The following is an 18571-nucleotide window of genomic DNA, read 5'->3' as shown; positions in this document are numbered from 1 at the left end:
TTATGGCCTCTTAATTACGATAATTGCAAGATTGAATTAAATGTCTCATCTGCTGCTTTCATGATTCGAGAAGAAGCCATGTATGCTTGCTGAAACTTCATCATATTTGCCGCTTCTTCATCTAAGTTCACACCCGCAACTGAAGCTACACGACTTTGTGCTGCTTCATTTTCTACACGAGAAACATCAGATAAACGTGTTGCTGTTGCTTTTTTCAAACCGATTTCTGTATTTACATTTTCATATAAATCAATCACGGTTGAACGGCCTTCATCCATCACTTTACGGGTTTGTAAGCCCTGCATTAACAGTAGGTTACCGTTATCACCTTCAGAAGGGACTAGATTTGCTGCAAATTTATCATTTGCCGCAGCACCACCTGTTAATGTAAATGTTGTACCACTAACAGTTACCGGACCTTGCGGCGGGTAAGTTTGTGGTTCTAATAACATTTTTCCTTTCATATCTAAAACAGCAAATTGATTTGCTGCTGGAGAAACAACAACTTGAAATTCTTTTAATGCACCAGATTCTAACACTTTAAATTTAGCACTGCCTGTTGCAAAAGTTGCTGAACTTGCATAACTTTGTGCTGCAATTTTCTCTGCTTCATTCATTTCTAACTTCATGTCGCCAGCTGCAATACGGGTAGGACGAAGTAATACACGCTCACCGGCACTTAGTGGTTCACGAATTTCAACTCGCATACCGTCCAAGAAAAAGGTCGATGGGTTACCGGTTGGGTCTAAACGTTGTACTTCACCTGTAGGTCGGGTCACCGTATATTGGCTACCATCATACTTAAGAGCATAATCACCCGCTTTTAATAGGCTAATATCATCGATAAATACACCTACTTCTGCAGAAGAATCTCCTTGAATAATAGCTCGGCTACGAACAGCTTGTTCTGAATTTACATCAGAGAAAATATTTGCACCAATTTGACCACGTAGATCAATTGCTTGGCCTTGTAAACGGTTAACTTCACTACTGAATCCTACCGCTACACGTCCAAGCTCATCCATAATTACTGGAATAGTGTTATCACGCAATTCAAATAATGCTGACATTTTACCGCCAATACTATCATGCTGAATTGCTTTCATTCCCTTGCCTTCAACCATAGCAAGTCGACGCTGTAATGGGTCAGGAGAACCTTGAATCATCTTTAATTCACTTGACTGAGTACCAGACACAAGCATGTGCCCACCACCAATTAAGACATTAAATGCATCTTCGTTATCACGCTTAGTAATGGTAACTTTAGTATACTGAGACAGTTCTTGAATTAACTTATCATGACGATCCATTAGGTCATTGTGCGGACCTGGGGTCTTAACCATCATTTTATTAATATCTTTTAACTCTAGAGCAATACCATTCATACGCTCTACGGTTAGATCCATCTTTTTATTTACGTCTGAGTTTTGCTGACGTACGTTCTCATAAAAGTCATTTAAGCTTTGTGAAACAAGACGAGATTTTTCTAGGACTACTTTACGTGCACCGATTTCGTTAGGGCTGTCGGCAAGAGTTTTTACGGCATCAAACCAATCATTAATGTTTTCCGGAATACGTTTTGCGCCAATAGACGACATCATATTCGTTAGTACATCAAGGTTTGCTTCAGTATCCATAGAGTAATTTAAGTTAGTCGTAGATAAGTTCAGTTCATTAGTAGCAAACTGATCAAACGAACGTCGCACAGCGGCAACATGCACGCCTGCGCCGAGGTTTGCACCTGACACCCAATGAGGCATATTTGTATCTTGAACAACTGATTGACGACTAAAGCCTTTAGTATTAACGTTGTTAATATTATGACTGGTCGTGTTCAGTTGACGCTGCGCCGTAAGCACACCTTGTGTACCTAGATTTAGCAGATCAAGTCCCATATTGCCTCCAAAAAAAACTCTATAAATAATGCAGTAAAAATTTCCTAACAAATCAAACAAAGCAATCGTCATGCCAACTTTTAAGTTATTGTTTTTACTTCACTTTCCATTAAAGAAACTCAATTTATTATTCCATTGCCTCCTATTCATGCCTTTCTTTGCCTCTTTTAATTAAAGCGGCAATAAAAACAAAAAATCCTGCCTCTTATAACTAAGAGACAGGATTGAGATAACCTTTATAAAAATGTGTAAAGACTACTTAAGTAGACCTTCAACTTTCTTCATGACACTAATAACTTTATTGGAATAATTTGGATCAGTTGCATAACCTGCATTGTGAATTTCTTTAATAAAGTTTTCTGAGTTATTGGTATGTTGTAATGCTCGTTCATAACGTGGGTTCTGGTTTAAAAAACGTACAAAATCACTAAAACTTTCTTCGTAATTATTATATGAACGGAATGAAGCATTCTCTGTTACTGCCACATTATCATGATATTCCAGTGTATTTTTAGCAATATTATCCCCTTTCCAACTTCTATCAGCTTTAATATTGAAAAGGTTATGACTTGAGTCAACAGAATTCTTAATAACTTTTTGCCCCCAACCAGTTTCAAGTGCAGCTTGAGCAATCAGAACATTAGAATCAACACCTAATGCTTTCGCGGCTTTCTCTGCATATGGTTTCATCGTATCAACAAACTGCTGAGGCGATTCAAATTTATCTGATTGAGATATTGATTTCGCTGCTAGCGCTTTATCTAACTGGGCAATTGCTGATGATTCTGTTTGTGATGCTTGCTTCGCAGCTGAAGCTGATGGATATTGGTAATCAGCAGGTAAACGTAACGTTTCATCTGTTGCCGCTTTACGCATTGCCATGCGAGCATCTTGTTCTAAATTATTGCCGCTTTGTACCGGAGCTTCTTGATTCATTGAAGCACCAAGTTGAGCAACTATCATATCAGCTAAACCAAGCGATCCTTTTTTCGACAATTCAGTCGACATTTGATCATCTCGCATTTGCTCAAAGAACTGTTGATTATCACTGCTCGTCATGTCTGACTTAAATGAATCATTTGCATTACGCATTGATTTAAAAAGCATTTGTGTGAAGATTGATTCAAATTGCTCAGCCGCAGCGCGCAGTGCTTTATCTTGGCTATCTTGATCGCCATTAACCGCACTTTTACGTAAATTATCTAGGCCGCCTACATCATGAATGAAGCCTACATCTGTCATATTTACTGAATTATTCATCTTCACACTTTCTCTTTAAATCGACAATCTCTATTCTATCTACAGCAAGTTTAATGCCAAAAAAAAAGAACGCACCTCCAAAGAAGTGCGTCTAAATAAGTATTTGAACATTGATAATAGAAAATTAAATAATAATCAACTGGCCTTCAATTGCACCCGCTTGCTTCAAGGCTTGAAGTATTGCCATCAAGTCAGACGGTGCTGCACCAACCTCATTTACAGCTCTTACTAAATCATCTAACGTTAAGCCAGGTTCAAATTTAAACATTTTCCCTTGCTCTTCCGTTACTTCAATATCAGTATCTGGTGTCACGACAGTTTGACCATTACCAAATGGACCTGGCTGGCTCACTTGCAGGTTTTCTTTAATTGCTACCGTCATGCCGCCGTGTGTAACCGCCGCCGATTTTAGCTTAACGTGCTTGCCCACAACAATCGTACCTGTACGTGAGTTAACAATGATTTTCGCAGAGCCATCAGCGGGATTAAAATCTACATTTTCAACAGCAGATAAAAAGGCAACTCGTTGGCTGATATCACGCGGAGCACGAACTCTTACAGAAGTAGCGTCAATCGCTGAAGCCATATTTGGGCCTAAGAAATTATTTACTGCATCCGCCATACGCTGCGCGGTAGTGAAATCTGACTCTAATAAGTTAAAAGTAATAAAGTCACCACGTCCAAATGGTGATGGAACTTCACGTTCAACCATTGCACCACCAGAGATACGACCCACTGTTGGGTTATTACCTACTAGCTTTGAACCATCAGCACCTTCAGCACTAAAACCACTGACAATTAAGTTACCCTGAGCAATAGCATAAGTTTTACCATCTAAACCTTTTAGAAAAGTCTGGAGTAAGGTACCACCACGTAAGCTTTTTGCCGAACCAACAGACGAAACCGTAACATCAACCACTTGGCCTTGTTTTGAAAAGGCTGGCAAAGTTGCGGTGACCATTACTGCCGCCACATTTTTTGTTTTCGGCTTTGTGCCTGGTGGCAATTGAATACCAAAGTTTTGCAACATAGCATTGAAACTTTGATCGGTAAATGGCGTTGATTCCCCCTGTTCCTGGCAGACCAGAAACTAAACCATAGCCAATTAATTGGTTACTACGTACACCAGCAACTTCTGACACGTCTTTAATACGTGCAGCTTGTACTGTTGAAATGCTTAAGCATAACCAAGTAAAAATTAAGGTAACTAGGTTTTTATTCACGTTAAAACTCCAACGATTCGTCATTATTACAGTGCTACATTAAAGAATCGTGCCAAGAATCCAGGCTCTTGCATATCTTGTTGATCTCCAGTACCTGAGTATTGGATACGTGCATTAGAAATTCGTGTCGATGAAATAGTATTATCAAACCCAATATCATCAGGTCGAATAGTGCCACTTAAACGGATATATTCATCACCTGTATTCAATGTCAGCCATTTCTCACCACGGATCAGTAAGTTACCATTTGCCAATACTTCAACTACTTCAACTGTAATTGAACCACTTAAACTATTACTTTGATTTGCAGATGTATTACCAGTGAAATTATTATCATTACTTAACTCGTAAGAGAAATTGTAATCACCACCAACTTGCAGCTCTTTACCGCCAACTTGTAATGGATCCATACTTGAGTCATTCGATTTTGAAAGCTCGGCATCGGCACTTTTTGCCGCTTTAGTATTTTCAGCTAACATCACGGTAACAATGTCTCCTAAACCGCGAGGCTTGGTGTCATCGTACATATCTTGCGCATGATCAACATTAAACAGTGAACCGGTTGCCGCTGCATAATGCTCTGGTTTTTCTTTAGGATGAATAGGTGCCCAAGCGGGATCTCCTGCTATTGGATCATTACGTCCACGTAATGTATCAATAATACCAGAATCTTCTTCTTTTGCTTTATCACCTTCTACAGCATCTACATTAGTTGTTGCTGAAGTTACTTCACTATCTTGTAGATTTGGGTTTTGAATTAATAATGATTCACAACCAGTTAATGTTGTTAAAAGCATCAAACAAAGAAGACGTTTCATCCTAATCACCAATTACAGTTGTTGGTTAACAAAGCTTGCCATCTTATCAACAGCAGAGATAACTTTTGAGTTCATTTCATAAACACGCTGTGCTTCGATCATGTTTACTAGCTCTTCGGTTACGTTTACGTTTGATGCTTCAAGCATTGATTGACGAATTGAACCTAACCCTTCAAGACCAGGAGTTCCCTCTTGAGGATCACCACTTGCTCCTGTTGGTAAATAAAGGTTTTGACCAACAGGCTCTAAACCGCCTGGATTAATGAAATCAACTGTTGTAATTTGACCAATCACTTGGTTATCTTGTTGACCACGTAGACGAACAGATACTTCACCATCCGTACCTACCGTTACATTGATTGCATCTTCAGGAACAATAATTTCTGGCTCTAAACGGTAACCAGCACCAGTCGTTACAATTGCGCCTTCATCATTCAGCGTAAATTGACCGTTACGAGAGTAACCAATGTTGCCATCAGGCATTGTCACTTGGAAAAAGCCTTTACCTTCGATCATCATATCCATGCCGTTCGACGTGGTTTGTGCGTTACCGTTAGTGAATACTTTTTGTGTCGCTACAACCTTTGAACCAGAACCAAGCATTAAACCTGTTGGTAGCTCAGTATTTTGTGTTGATTGAGCGCCGGCTTGGTTTACGTTTTGGTAAAACAGATCTTCAAATACGGCACGGCTCTTTTTAAAACCAACTGTTGAGGCATTCGCCAAGTTGTTTGAAATAGTCGCAATGTTAGTTTGCTGTGCGTCTAAGCCTGTTTTACTTACCCATAATGCTGGATTCATTGTGTATTCCTCTAAATTCTTTAATGTATTAAGTTAATCAAGTTAATTGTTCAATTAACCCATACGTAATAATGAGTCTGAAGCCTTATCCATCTCTTCAGCGGTACTCATCATCTTGACTTGCATTTCAAACTGACGTTGCAAATCAATTAAATTGGTCATTTCACCTACGGCATTAACGTTACTGCCTTCTAATGCGCCTTTTAGTACGGTTACACCCGCATCTGCTTGGAATGCATTATTAGGATTTTTCGAACGGAACAAACCATTCGTATCTTTAAATAAATCGCGATTATCGGTACGAACTAATTTAATGCGGTCAACTTCTGCCATTGCTTCGGCTGGAGCACCTTGCTCAAGAACAGAGATAGTACCGTCCTTTGCAATTTGAATTTTTGAAATTGGAAGTGGTAAAGTGATTGGCGCGTCATTTTCGCCTAATACTAGGTGACCACTGCCATTCATCAATAAACCTGTCTCATCAATTTTTAGATTACCGGCACGAGTCAAGCCTTCACGGCCTGTATTATCCATAACTGAAATCCAACCATCACCTTCGATAGTTAAATCTAAATCACGACCAGTCGTAATTACCGAACCTTGAGAAAAGCTACTTCCTGGACGCTCTGTCATATTAAACACACGAGTCGGCAAACCTTCACCATACGCTTGCATTGAACGCGCTTGCTCTAAATCGGCACGAAAACCTGTTGTGCTTACGTTAGCAAGGTTGTTTGAACGCAGCTGCATAGCTTGCATGTTTTGCTTTGCGCCACTCATGGCTAAAAATAATGCGCGATCCATAATGAACTCCAATAATCTATCTGAAGTTATAAAAGCAATGACCATGCCAACTTTTATTTTAATTTATTATCAATAAGTTAGACGAAACGTAACACTAGTTAGCAATAAAAATAGAAGGGGATAAAAAAGAAGGGGCAATAAATCTGGGTAAAAAATTGCCGTCAATGCCGACGGCAATTTTATAAAGAAGACATTGTTAAGATTAACGAATCTGTAGAATGTTCTGTTGTAATTGGTTGTGAACATCTAATGAACGTGAGTTCGCTTGGAAGTTACGTTGTGCAGAAATCAAATCAACCAACTCTTGAGTCATATCGATGTTTGATTGCTCTAACGTACCACTTTGAATATCACCAAATGACCCTTGATTTGCTTCACCCCAAATAGCAGCACCTGACGCTTGAGTCGTTGACCACTGCGTACCACCATTTTGAGCTAGACCTTGTTGATTGGTTACACGAACCATTGCTACACGACCAAGAGTTACATCTTTACCGTTTGAGTAAGAACCTACAATATTACCGCTCTTATCAATATCTACTTTTGATAAATAGCCTGTGGTTGCCCCATCTTCACTGAAGCGACGCATTTCAAACGGTGCTGAGAACTGTGTCGGATTATCAAATTTCATGGTTAATGTCTGAGCAGGATCTGCACCATTCATATTTAAACCATTCGCACCTAAAGGTGTTGTTGTTACTGGCTGACCAGCATTGATATTTTGAGTTGTTCCATCATTATTAAACACTATTGAGTGACCAACATGACCTGTAGCACTAGGTGCATCACCAGCATTAATATTAATTGGTTTTTCGCCATCGATATCTGTCGAAGAGTAGAATACATTCCAACGGTTTGGCTGTGTTGCATCTTTTACGTAATAAGAGGTCATTTTATATGGTTGACCAAGAGAATCATACGTAGTTACCGATGTTGACTTGTTATAGGTGTCCGGATCATTCATATCAAAAAGGGCTGGGTTTTTTGGTACTTCAGATGCTGGCAAGTTCATGCCAATTTCAATATTTTCAGTTGGCTTTGGTTTACCGAACTGATCTGGGATCTTAAGTGCTTTTGGCTCATAAGAAGAAACGTTACCAGATTCAGGATCCACTTCATAACCTAATAAGAACTCATCATTTGCCGTTGTTACGTAGTTCTCATTATTCAAGTGATATGCACCATTACGAGTCATTTCATTTGTTGCTGGCTGTAGACGATCTTTTGCTACGGCAAAAAAGCCTTGGCCTGAAATTCGTAGATCCATTGGGTTATTGGTATAAATACTTGAACCTTCATGGAATTGCTGTGCAACTTTTGTTGTTTGAGCACCGCCACCAGTCGTCGTTTTTGCATTTGAGAATAACGATGACGAATACACATCACCAAACTCAGCACGAGATTCTTTAAAACCAAAAGTATTGGCATTGGCTAAGTTATTTGATGTTGTGTTTAAATCTTTTTGAGCAGCGGCTAGACCACTTAATGCTACGTATGACATTTGATATCTCCTATCTAGCTACGCGTATGTTTTCCAATTCCATTAACGATCAAAGCTAATGAAGAATGTTAATGGAATTGGCATAGCCTTATATAAATGAATAATAAATGGGAGTATTCAGGCAGCAAATACGCTGCACTGAATATTCGCCTTGTTACGCTTTACCTACTTCCAGCACTTCTGCTAATTTCATAGGTGAAGTAAAACCAGCAAGATTGAGCAGTACATTGCCATCACCTTTGCCTAGAAGAACACTATTCACATTAGCGTATGTTGAAACGCCAAATTCTTTGTTTTCTCCATCAAGCACACCTGCCGCTTTAATATTATAGCGACCTGCAGGCATCGCATTGCCTTTGTCATCTTTGCCGTCCCACTCAACGCGAGTGTCACCAGCAGGTTTAGCGCCTACATTTAAAGTACGAATTAATTGGCCTTGTTCGTTTTCAACACGAACCATTAGGTTATTAATCGCTTGTGGCAATTTAACCATTGCCGCCATACTCTTATCTGCTTCTTTTAAACCTTTTGCGCCCGGTACTAGAACATCACGACCAACAAGCGAAGACGCTTGTAATGCTTGGTTAGATGTCATTGATGAATTCAAGCTATCAAACTGTGTATTCATCTTGCCAATACCATCAACGGTTGCAAATGATGCCATTTGTGCAATCATTTGATCGTTTTCAACCGGCTTAAACGGGTCTTGTTGAGACAACTGTTTGGTTAGTAATGAAAGGAAGTCTTCTTGCTTCAGCTCATTTTTGCCGCCCGTTGCCTTTTCAGGCTTATTTGCCTCTTGAAGACTTTTAAGCTGGTCGATGTAGGACAAGCCGTTTTGACCAACGTTATTGATTCCAGTCATAGCTACCTCCTATCCTTATTGACCCATTCGCAGAGTACTCTGCAACATTTGTTTACTTGCATCTGCCACTTGAACATTCGTTTGGTATGAACGAGAAGCAGAAATCATGTTTGCCATTTCTTCCATTACATTAACATTTGGTTTAAAAATATAACCATCGTCGTTTGCCATAGGATGATCAGGATTGTATTCTGCACGCAATGGTTTTTGGCTTTCAACAATACCAAGAACTTTTACAGGTACTGTATGTTCTTGTTTGTATTTAGCTTTACTCAATTCCGCACCAAAAACAGCTTGACGAGCTTTATAAGTTTCAGCAGCAGAGCTACTTACACTGTCAGCATTTGCCATATTACTTGAAGTGGTGTTAAGACGAACTGATTCTGCACTCATCGCAGAACCTGTAACGTTAAAAACATTAAATAAGCTCATCTCTATTCCCCTTTAATTGCTTTGGTTAGGTTTTTGAATTTGCTACCTAAAAATTCCAATGATGCTTGATGACGAAGTTGGTTTTGCATAAATAAATTACGCTCCAAATCTACATCAACCGTATTCCCATCACCTGTATCAGGCTGAGTAGGAGTACGGTATTGAATTTCCCCTGCCACTCGTGTTGAGGCATTTATATGCCGACCATCAGTTCGGCTAAGACCCATGCTTGCCTTTGATGTTGCCGACTGTAATGCTTTTTGAAAATCCATTCCTTTTGCTTTATAGCCCGGTGTATTCGCCTGAGCGATATTAGTCGCAAGCATTTCTGCACGTTCAGAACGAACGCCAACTGTATGCTGGTGAATACCTAATGCGTTATCAAAAGAAATTGCCATTTCAAACCCTCCACAAGAACTGACTAGCAGTATATATATTTCTATATAGCAACCTGTATGCCAACTTTTCAATTTACAGTACAGATTAACTAAACTACCAATATAAAATTAGCAATATCTATGCCTATTCTAAGTTTCAGGCACAAAAAAAGCGACCTAAGCCGCTTTTTGTTTGTAAATAACTCAAATAAATCACTTAAGCTTATAAATAATTCCTGGATTACAGCGAACCATTTCAAACTTGTCAGTTAAACCTGTTAGCGACTCTGATGCACCAAGCAATAAGTATCCGCCAGGGTTAAGACTTGCCGCCATTTGATTTAGTACTTGAGATTTCATTTCTGGAGAAAAATAAATCAGTACATTTCGGCAGAAAATAATATCAAATTTGCCAAGTAAACTGTAACTATCCATTAAGTTTTGTGGACGGAAGTTCACCATACGTTTGATTTTATCGTTAACCTTCATTTTTCCATCACCAGCATCTTCGAAAAATGCGCGACGACGTTCAGGAGATAAACCGCGGCTCAAAGCAAGGTTATCATAAATACCCGTTTTACAGGTTTCTAACATCGATGGAGAGATATCGGTTGCTGTAATACTGATATTAGGAAGAAAGCCAGGTTTACGAGCTTGAATCTCAGAGATTATCATGCCCATAGAATATGGTTCTTGTCCTGATGAGCTTGCCGCTGACCAAATTTTTAATGGGCGACGGTTTGCCGCTAATTCTGGTAACAGCTTGTCAGAAAGAACTGTAAATGGGTAACCATCTCTAAACCATAAGGTTTCGTTTGTTGTCATCGCATCAACAGCGGCAACTCGAAGATCTCGATTACGTCCAGAAATTACTTGCTTTAGTAGATCAGATAATGAAACTAATGAAAACTTAGCAACTAAAGGACTTAATCGGCTTCTCACTAGGTATTGTTTACTGTCGCCCAGAACAATACCACACTGAGATTCAAGAAAGCGGCTAAAATCACGATACTCTTGGTCGTTGATAGTAATAGTTGTCATTAATGGTTTATCTTCCAAATAAAAATTGAATTGCTCCCTCATTTAAGAGAGCAATATGATTAGCAGCCTGAAAAAACTATTTCTCAACAGCTTTTTTCACTGCAGCCCCCAACTCGTCAGGATTGAACTTCGCAATAAATTGGTTTGCACCAACACGTTCAACCATTGCTTGGTTAAACACACCACTTAACGAGGTATGTAAAATAATATGCAGGTCTTTAAGTGCAGGTTCACGTCGAACTTCTGCTGTTAATGTATAGCCATCCATTTCTGGCATCTCTACATCAGATATGACCAAACCGATTTGGTCATAAATACTACCTTGATTCGCCATTTCAACTAGCTTATCTAACGCTTCTTTACCATCTTTTACCATGATAGTTTCAAAGCCAATAGATTGAACCGCTCTTTGAACTTGCTTACGAGCAACACTTGAATCATCAGCGATTAAGACTTTACGAACAACCTCAGGACTAATCTCTGCCATCTCTTCAACCAATGTTTCATTCATGGTTTCATCGATTGGCGCGATTTCTGCCAAGATTTTTTCTACATCTAAAATCTCAACCAATTCTTCATCAATATTCGTTACTGCGGTAAGGTAATTAGCACGTCCTGTTCCTTGCGGTGGTGGCAAAATAGCTTCCCAATGCATATTAACAATACGTTCTACTGATTTAACCAAAAAGCCCTGAATGGTACGGTTAAATTCAGAAATAATAATAAAGCATTGATCAATATCTGTTGTCGCACGTCCACCTGTAGCAAGACTTAGATCAATAACAGAAATCGTTTGACCACGAATGTGAGCAATACCTTTTACTAAAGGATTCAAATTAGGCATTGAAGTCAACTTCGGACACTGTAATACTTCTTTCACTTTAAATACGTTAATTCCATAACGCTGACGCCCCATAAGGCGAAAAGTAAGCAGCTCTAAACGGTTTTGTCCTACAAGTTGTGTGCGCTGATTCACCGAATCCAGTATGCCTGTCATATGTGACTCCATCTTGTGCCATTATAAATAAACCGTGAGATTAACATAAACTAACGAAGAACACGATGTACCATATGGCATTTTATATTAAAAATAAGATTATAAGATTATGTGATTATAAGATTACTCTTTATCAAGTTATCAGTATTATCGGCATATTTATAGGTTTCTTTAGTTCGAATCTCTATGCTGCCACAGATGGACAATTAAAGATAATTAAACAAACCGCTGAATCTTTTATTCAAGCTCAAATCGAGGTACCTAACAATGGTACCTTACATATAGAGGCAACCCGAATTGATAGTCGTATTCATGCAACAGACTGTCCATCACCACTTATAGCCTCTCTTACTGGTCGATTAAATTCAAGTGGGAATACCTCAGTTTTAATTGAGTGCAAACCTGATAATTGGAAAGTCTACGTTCCCGTAAAAACCGATTTATTGATGCCTTTAGTCACCGCTATCTCATCATTATCACGAGGACATACTATCTCGCGACATGATTTAACTCTCACATTAATAAATAGTCGAACTTATCGTCGCGGTGGTTACCTTAGTATAGACGAACTTATTGGCTCTCGTATTAAACGTAGCGTAAGAGCTGGAGAAGTGATAGAAAAAAATGATATATGCATGGTATGTCGCAATGATAGTGTGATCATAAAAGCAATAAAAGGAAACTTAAGTATTGTAACTAAAGGAACGGCGTTAGGTGATGGTGCCCTTGGTGACAAAGTTAACGTAAAAAATAACAAGTCAAAACGTATCGTTAATGGACGAGTGATCTCTGTTGGTGAAGTGCAAGTTCATTTCTAATGACAACATTCTTATTAATAAAGTAAAATTAGATCTAAACTTTCATTTAAGGATGCCGATACCGTTAACATGGCATCATTTATGCTTAAGTTTTCTACAGTTAGAAATAATGAAAAAAAAGCGTCAAAAAACTTCATTATTTGCTTAAGTTATTTTTTTGACAGCCGATAGATAAATTAAGAAAATATATTAACCGGCTAAAAGGCTTGAAATATGACAAGTATTGACCAATTACGTGCTAGCCAAACCATGGCGACATTACGCAATCAACCTCGTGTTGACGCTAGTGAGACATCACCGGCAAATTCAACACCAGTGATGTCTGCAAAAACGGATGCTGTTTCTTTAAGTAACCAAGGTAAAGAAATTGGCCAAATGCACCAACAACTCGCAACAGAGCCTTCTTTTAATGAAGATAAAGTAGCTGCAATTAAAGCCGCTATTGCAAATGGCTCTTATTCTGTTGACCCAGAGCGTCTAGCAGATAATATGATTAAATTTGAAGATGAATTAGCTGGCCTATAATAACCTAGGCTAGCTGGTTACTTTCTTATTAAAAAATCGAGGCAATATGGCTCAGACACTGACTGAATTATTGGATCTACAACGTAGCGTTGCACTTTCGCTTTCGACTGTTCTTAATCGAGAGAAAGCAGCTATCGCCAGTAGAAAACCAACAGAGATGGAAAGTATTGCTCATGATAAGCTGAGCTTACTAAACCAACTGCGCCAGTATGATCAATTATTAGGTAGTCATGCAGAAAGACAGCTTCTTTCTGAAGATAATGCACTAACTGAAAAAGTGACTGAAATAAAGTCCATCATTCATGATTGTAAAGAAGAAAACGTGGTGAATGGGGAAGCGCTTCAACGTGCTCAACTCAGCTTCAATAAACTAAATAACTTAATGCAACAAAGCCGTGGTAAAAATGGGATGACGTATACCGCAGAAGGCCAAACTCGAAATATCACTACATTAGGTACAAATGTAAAAGCCTAAATTTTTCCTCTTTATCTTTTCTCTTTATAATACCTTTCTAAAAAGTCTATGTTCAAACATTCCAGATAGACACCCTACTTTAATTTAAAATACTCACTATAAAAAGGGTTATTCTATCTATTGATAGATACCCATAAAAAAAGCCCTTAGTAAACTAAGAGCTATAAATATTGACTGAGAGTATTCTATTTACAAGCGAATTAAAACAGCGTTGTTTTTCTTTGCGTTGATGGGACATCATAAACCTGACCTTGGTTTTTCATACGTTCCATCTTTTTCAAATCTAGCTTTAATTCAGTAACATAGCTATCACCAACAGGATAAGTTCGCACAACCTCAGCACCGCGGATAATACCATCGACCCCTGCACTTGTGCTTTCTTCGCCAAGTTGTTGATCGTTCATTTCAACTTTACCACTAATACGCATACCATATACTTGCTCAGCAAGTTCTCTATAAGCATCAACTTTCGAAGCTCGCATTGCTCGAATGCGCTTTTCATCAATATTCTTACCCGCTTGTTCACTGATACTTGCATATCCTACAGCGGTTAGTTGATCACTTTCACGCATGGTACCAAGAGGCTGGCAGCCCACTAAAACAAGTAGTGCCAATAAAAACCAGTGCTTCATTATTAACTTCTCCTATGGACGTAAGATAATTGTATTACGTTCTGCTTTTTTCACATCAGAGCGAATAAGAACACCATCTTCCATACGCATAGTATTTAACGTATCTAAATCACGACCAATTCTATCTGCTGGTAGGAAACCTTGTGCCGATGCTACAACAACTCGTGTTTGCATACCAATAACTCGGGCGTTAACTAACACACCACCGTCTTGACGAAGCATTGTCCCTGTTAATACGTAATCAACTTGCTGCTCTTGAACAAGCTCTTTCCAATCACGACTAAAAGCGAAATCGCCTTGTTGAGTCACTCGGATATTTCCTGTTGTTTTATAATCAATAACTTTAAATCCACGACGTTGCAGCTGGAATATAAAGCCTTCCGTTACTGAGTTACCTAACCAGTTAGTTTGATCCATTTGTTGTAAATCAACAAAAGAAGTAATAGCTATTGGTGAACGAGCTGACAACGTTGTATTCGAGGTTACCAATTGTTCTGTTAAGCTTTCAATAAAGTAATCCATTGTATGTCGTGGCGTATCTGACAACATGAATGGGCTACCATTATAAGGTTCTTTACCATTATAAATTGGTGAATATGCACACGCACTCACCATTACCGACAGTAAAATTACAACCAATACTCTCATTTTATTATCTCCAGATAATGTTCAATATACTTACTTCTGTAAGGCGTCAAATTTAAACTAGGAACAAAAATTGCAACAGCTCCAATAAACGCAATTTGTAAGTACTTTTATCAATCAATACATATTAGTAAGCAAATTTCATACCCACTTGGCAGATAGCAGCGATGAAAAAAATATTATTTTTAATTACTTCAATATTAACAATTACTTATACGCAAGTAGCAAATGCTGAATGGTTTGAAGTAACCGGTTCAGCAAGTGTACTAACCAGTAAGAATGCGGCAAGAACTCATGCACTTGAGGACGCCGCCTATCAAGCTATGCTCTTTTCAGGGGCGGATATTAGCCGCCTTAAAGATCTCAAAGTCTTTTTAGAGAATGATGAAAAACGCTATCAATTCAGTGGTAGTGAAATTCGTAGTATTGAGGTAGTTAAAGAAAAGAAAAGAAACGGCAAACTATATATTACCGCTCGTATTGATATCTATCCTTCGGCAAACAGTTGCCATATAGGTCAATATAAGAAAACCTTTATGACCAGTGAAATTAGTATAGATGCTCCTCAACAAGCAGTAATGGGAAAAGTTTACAAACTAGGCGAAGACCTAAGTACCGTTTTTTCACGTCAATTAGATAAAGAATCACAAAGCTTTATCTCCGTAGGGAATACAAATGTTCGCCTTGATCAACGACAACCTGAAGTAGCTAAAATGATCGCAGAAGATCATGGAGCTCAATATATTTTCTCAGGCAACATCACTGATTTAAGCGCTACAATTGAACAAAATCTTCTGAAAAAAGACACCATAAACCGTCAATTTGCCATTGAAGTTAGTGTACTAGATGGTAAAACAGGCCAGACTATTTATAACAATAATTATCGAGAAGTCGCACAATGGGATTTCCCTAAAACCAGTGAGGTTGATACTCAAAGTGCACGTTTTTGGACTTCTGCTTATGGTGAAATGGTACTTAGAATTAATAGAAACATGATGCTTGATCTTGAAAATCAATTTGCATGTAAAATGACGCTTCCGCAAGTTGTTAGTATCAACAAGAACAATATAACCATGGATCTTGGCCGTATTCACGGTGTTCAAAAAGGCGATAAATTAGAGTTATGGCATACTGGTTCATTTATCGATCAAAATGGATTGCCACGAAATAAAGTAGCTAAAACAAAAATAACATTAACCGTTGATCGTGTTTATGAACAGAATTCTGAATTACTTATTAATCAACCACAGCTTATTAATAGTATCCAGATTGGTGATGTAATGCATAAAACTATCATTCAATAAATTTAGATACAGATCATTAATTATGAAGAGAAATTATTATTTTTAATAGTTCCTCTTCATTTTATGAAGCTTTTCCTCGTTTTAATACCACTCTTAAGATACCCTTCTCTAAACATAATTAGAACATCATCCCAATTGAGCCATCATGCTAGGACAATTTCGTTTCGTTATTAGTAGTATTTTACTATTAATCAGCTTTTCTTCATCTGCCAATTCAATTATGGAACTGGAGTCATGGCAAAAACAATATCACCAGTATCGTATAGATAACCCAGATAAAGCTTTATCGATGCTTTATGACGTCTATTATTCGCTAGAACCTTCCACCGAACGCATCTATACCGCGACTAGAATTCATGGCTTTGTAACTCGTCGTGGTGATGATTACCATCATAGAACAACCGCTTCTAGTTCTAATATTTATAGTAGTATTGAATACTTTATTCTTCTATCAATGGATTTAGAAGATAAAGGTGACTACAAAAAAGAACTGCATTATATTAAAATTGCTCAACAGCAAGTCAGACTACTTAATGATGTAGATTTAAACAGTTTAGTTTCTATTAAACAGTGTAGAGCTAAATTAGCCTTAGGTGACTACTATATGGCTGAGTTTTACTGTCAATCTGCACTAAAACAATTAGAGAAAAATCCTGACCATTATATTGATATAAAATGGGCCTATCGCTTATTGGCTTTAAGCTATCAAGGTGTGACCGACTATAACGCAGCTTTAATTGCAAATGAGAAGGCTCTTGCATTAACTAAACCCTATGAAATTAAAGATACCATTTATAATAATATCAGTATATTACTACTAAAAATGGGGAAAATACTTTCTGCAAAAGAGTATGCTACAAAAGCACTAGAAATACGTATAGAAAGAGGGATCACTCAAAAAATAGCACAATCACATCTTACGCTTGCTGAAATTAATTTAGCACAATCAAATTATGAACAAGCTAAATTCTCGGCAAGTCTCGCTATTGACGCATTAAAAGAAAGCTCAAATTCAAATACATTAAGTCGCGCCTATCTTGTATTAGGTTCGGTACTCAATGCGCAAGGCTATTATGATGAAGGCATAGAGTACCTACTACTTGCTCTTAAACAGTATGACTTAAAATCAAACTCAGGTTCTATAATTAAAATATACCAAGCTCTCAGCGAAGTTTATCTAGAATATGGAAATATAAATAAAGCATTAAGCTATATTACAATCGCAAAAAATAAATCCATCCAGTCACAAAATCAAAAAGCACTCTCTATATCTTATTTAATCGAATCTGAAATACAGGAATATACTGGTAACTATGAAACTGCATTAGTTTCTCGAAAATCTTATGAAGAGATTGTTAATAAAATACAATCTGTCGACAATAAAAAAGCATATATTGCTTTAGAGTTACGGAAAACACTGATTGAAGAAGAAAGAAGCGAACTTAATGATCTACAGACAAGGCAGAGACAGCATCTTGAAGTGAGTATAGAAAAGAAATATCGCCTATTCTTTCAAGTTGTTATTACATTATTAATTATTACTATCTATTTTATTTTACGTTCAAGAAGTCGACTCCGTACTTTAGCCCATAAAGATGTATTAACCTCAGCGAACAATCGGCATTCTATTTTTGAAATTATAAACAAGAGGTTCACCTATTTTAGCGGTAAAAATGCACTAGTTATGTTAGATGTCGATAACTTTAAGCAGTTGAATGATCAATACGGCCATCCAAATGGTGATTTAGGGTTAAAGCACATTTATCAAACTCTTCAAAATTCGATGCCATTCCCCCATGAAATAGGAAGGATTGGTGGTGAAGAATTTTTGATTCTACTCAACAATGAAACAAAAGAAGCATGTTTAGAGATGATTGAATCTGCTCGTTCTAGTTTAGAAAAAACCACCTTTAGTACTCTAGATGGAAAAGAGTTATCAATTACCGCAAGTTTTTCATGGGCCTACCTTGAGGAAGAAATGAAAGATATCGAGCAAATATACTTCATTTTAGATGAAGGACTTTACCAAGCTAAACAAAATGGAAAAAACTGTATTGTAAATGCGTTAGAGGATGAGATAACTTAATTGCAGTAAAAGATAAGCAAAAAAAACCGCTGAATACTTAAGTATTCAACGGTTTTATGCAATTTACTTCTC

18 protein-coding genes and 1 pseudogene are annotated in these 18571 nt (G+C 37.8%); 5 read left to right on the top strand and 14 right to left on the bottom strand.

Features of this window, described 5'->3' with window-relative positions:
* Positions 1-14: 14 nt before the first annotated feature.
* From flgK to ACU5DF_RS08195, 12 genes and pseudogenes are all read right to left on the bottom strand, one after another.
* Positions 15-1895 (bottom strand): flagellar hook-associated protein FlgK, encoded by a 1881-nt coding sequence (flgK, locus tag ACU5DF_RS08250; RefSeq protein ID WP_045102646.1) that lies wholly within the window; start codon positions 1893-1895, stop codon positions 15-17.
* A gap of 255 nt (positions 1896-2150) precedes the next feature.
* Positions 2151-3155 carry a flagellar assembly peptidoglycan hydrolase FlgJ gene (flgJ, locus tag ACU5DF_RS08245; protein WP_446712536.1) on the bottom strand — a complete coding sequence of 335 codons (1005 nt, stop codon included), beginning with the start codon at positions 3153-3155 and terminating at the stop codon, positions 2151-2153.
* A gap of 124 nt (positions 3156-3279) precedes the next feature.
* Positions 3280-4402: pseudogene (locus ACU5DF_RS08240) on the bottom strand (flagellar basal body P-ring protein FlgI).
* 2 nt (positions 4403-4404) lie between these two features.
* Positions 4405-5196, bottom strand: coding sequence for a flagellar basal body L-ring protein FlgH (gene flgH, locus ACU5DF_RS08235; RefSeq protein WP_446712535.1), 792 nt, complete (start codon positions 5194-5196; stop codon positions 4405-4407).
* A gap of 12 nt (positions 5197-5208) precedes the next feature.
* Positions 5209-5997 (bottom strand): flagellar basal-body rod protein FlgG, encoded by a 789-nt coding sequence (gene flgG, locus ACU5DF_RS08230; RefSeq protein ID WP_045102650.1) that lies wholly within the window; start codon positions 5995-5997, stop codon positions 5209-5211.
* 54 nt (positions 5998-6051) lie between these two features.
* On the bottom strand, positions 6052-6801 hold the full coding sequence (flgF, locus tag ACU5DF_RS08225) for a flagellar basal-body rod protein FlgF (RefSeq protein ID WP_045102651.1): 750 nt from the start codon (positions 6799-6801) through the stop codon (positions 6052-6054).
* Between the two features lie 202 nt (positions 6802-7003).
* Positions 7004-8302 (bottom strand): flagellar hook protein FlgE, encoded by a 1299-nt coding sequence (flgE, locus tag ACU5DF_RS08220; protein ID WP_045102652.1) that lies wholly within the window; start codon positions 8300-8302, stop codon positions 7004-7006.
* Between the two features lie 154 nt (positions 8303-8456).
* Positions 8457-9167 (bottom strand): flagellar hook assembly protein FlgD, encoded by a 711-nt coding sequence (gene flgD, locus ACU5DF_RS08215; RefSeq protein ID WP_045102653.1) that lies wholly within the window; start codon positions 9165-9167, stop codon positions 8457-8459.
* 15 nt (positions 9168-9182) lie between these two features.
* Complete coding sequence (gene flgC, locus ACU5DF_RS08210; protein ID WP_045102654.1) at positions 9183-9599, bottom strand: flagellar basal body rod protein FlgC; 417 nt, start codon at positions 9597-9599, stop codon at positions 9183-9185.
* Between the two features lie 2 nt (positions 9600-9601).
* Positions 9602-9997, bottom strand: coding sequence for a flagellar basal body rod protein FlgB (gene flgB, locus ACU5DF_RS08205; RefSeq protein ID WP_446712534.1), 396 nt, complete (start codon positions 9995-9997; stop codon positions 9602-9604).
* Between the two features lie 192 nt (positions 9998-10189).
* The gene (locus tag ACU5DF_RS08200) at positions 10190-11017 is read right to left on the bottom strand and encodes a CheR family methyltransferase (RefSeq protein ID WP_446712533.1); all 828 of its coding nucleotides are present in this window, start codon (positions 11015-11017) and stop codon (positions 10190-10192) included.
* Between the two features lie 76 nt (positions 11018-11093).
* Complete coding sequence (locus tag ACU5DF_RS08195; RefSeq protein WP_446712532.1) at positions 11094-12014, bottom strand: chemotaxis protein CheV; 921 nt, start codon at positions 12012-12014, stop codon at positions 11094-11096.
* A 74-nt stretch (positions 12015-12088) separates the two neighbouring features.
* Between ACU5DF_RS08195 and flgA the strand changes: the two genes are divergently transcribed.
* The 3 genes from flgA (at position 12089) to ACU5DF_RS08180 (ending at position 13832) form a co-directional block, all read left to right on the top strand.
* On the top strand, positions 12089-12832 hold the full coding sequence (flgA, locus tag ACU5DF_RS08190; RefSeq protein WP_446712531.1) for a flagellar basal body P-ring formation chaperone FlgA: 744 nt from the start codon (positions 12089-12091) through the stop codon (positions 12830-12832).
* Positions 12833-13045: 213 nt separating this feature from the next.
* Positions 13046-13357, top strand: a complete 312-nt coding sequence (flgM, locus tag ACU5DF_RS08185) for a flagellar biosynthesis anti-sigma factor FlgM (RefSeq protein ID WP_045102658.1) — start codon at positions 13046-13048, stop codon at positions 13355-13357.
* A 46-nt stretch (positions 13358-13403) separates the two neighbouring features.
* Entirely contained in the window at positions 13404-13832 is a 429-nt protein-coding gene (locus ACU5DF_RS08180; protein WP_045102659.1) for a flagellar protein FlgN, read from the top strand.
* Between the two features lie 200 nt (positions 13833-14032).
* Here the strand turns inward: ACU5DF_RS08180 and ACU5DF_RS08175 are convergent, their stop codons facing one another.
* Together ACU5DF_RS08175 and ACU5DF_RS08170 are read right to left on the bottom strand one after the other, a co-directional pair.
* Positions 14033-14467 (bottom strand): LPP20 family lipoprotein, encoded by a 435-nt coding sequence (locus ACU5DF_RS08175; protein WP_446714209.1) that lies wholly within the window; start codon positions 14465-14467, stop codon positions 14033-14035.
* 9 nt (positions 14468-14476) lie between these two features.
* Positions 14477-15112 carry a FlgO family outer membrane protein gene (locus tag ACU5DF_RS08170; RefSeq protein WP_045102661.1) on the bottom strand — a complete coding sequence of 212 codons (636 nt, stop codon included), beginning with the start codon at positions 15110-15112 and terminating at the stop codon, positions 14477-14479.
* Positions 15113-15276: 164 nt separating this feature from the next.
* Here ACU5DF_RS08170 and flgT point away from each other — a divergent pair, with 164 nt between their 5' ends.
* Both flgT and ACU5DF_RS08160 read left to right on the top strand, forming a co-directional pair.
* Complete coding sequence (gene flgT, locus ACU5DF_RS08165; protein WP_446712530.1) at positions 15277-16413, top strand: flagellar assembly protein FlgT; 1137 nt, start codon at positions 15277-15279, stop codon at positions 16411-16413.
* Positions 16414-16558: 145 nt separating this feature from the next.
* Positions 16559-18499: a tetratricopeptide repeat-containing diguanylate cyclase gene (locus tag ACU5DF_RS08160; protein WP_446712529.1), complete on the top strand. Its 1941-nt coding sequence runs from the start codon at positions 16559-16561 to the stop codon at positions 18497-18499.
* Positions 18500-18571 lie beyond the last annotated feature (72 nt).

Source organism: Aliivibrio wodanis (assembly GCF_052920805.1).
The sequence above is the reverse complement of the archived record's forward strand: the minus strand, read 5'-3'. Positions and strand labels throughout refer to the sequence as shown.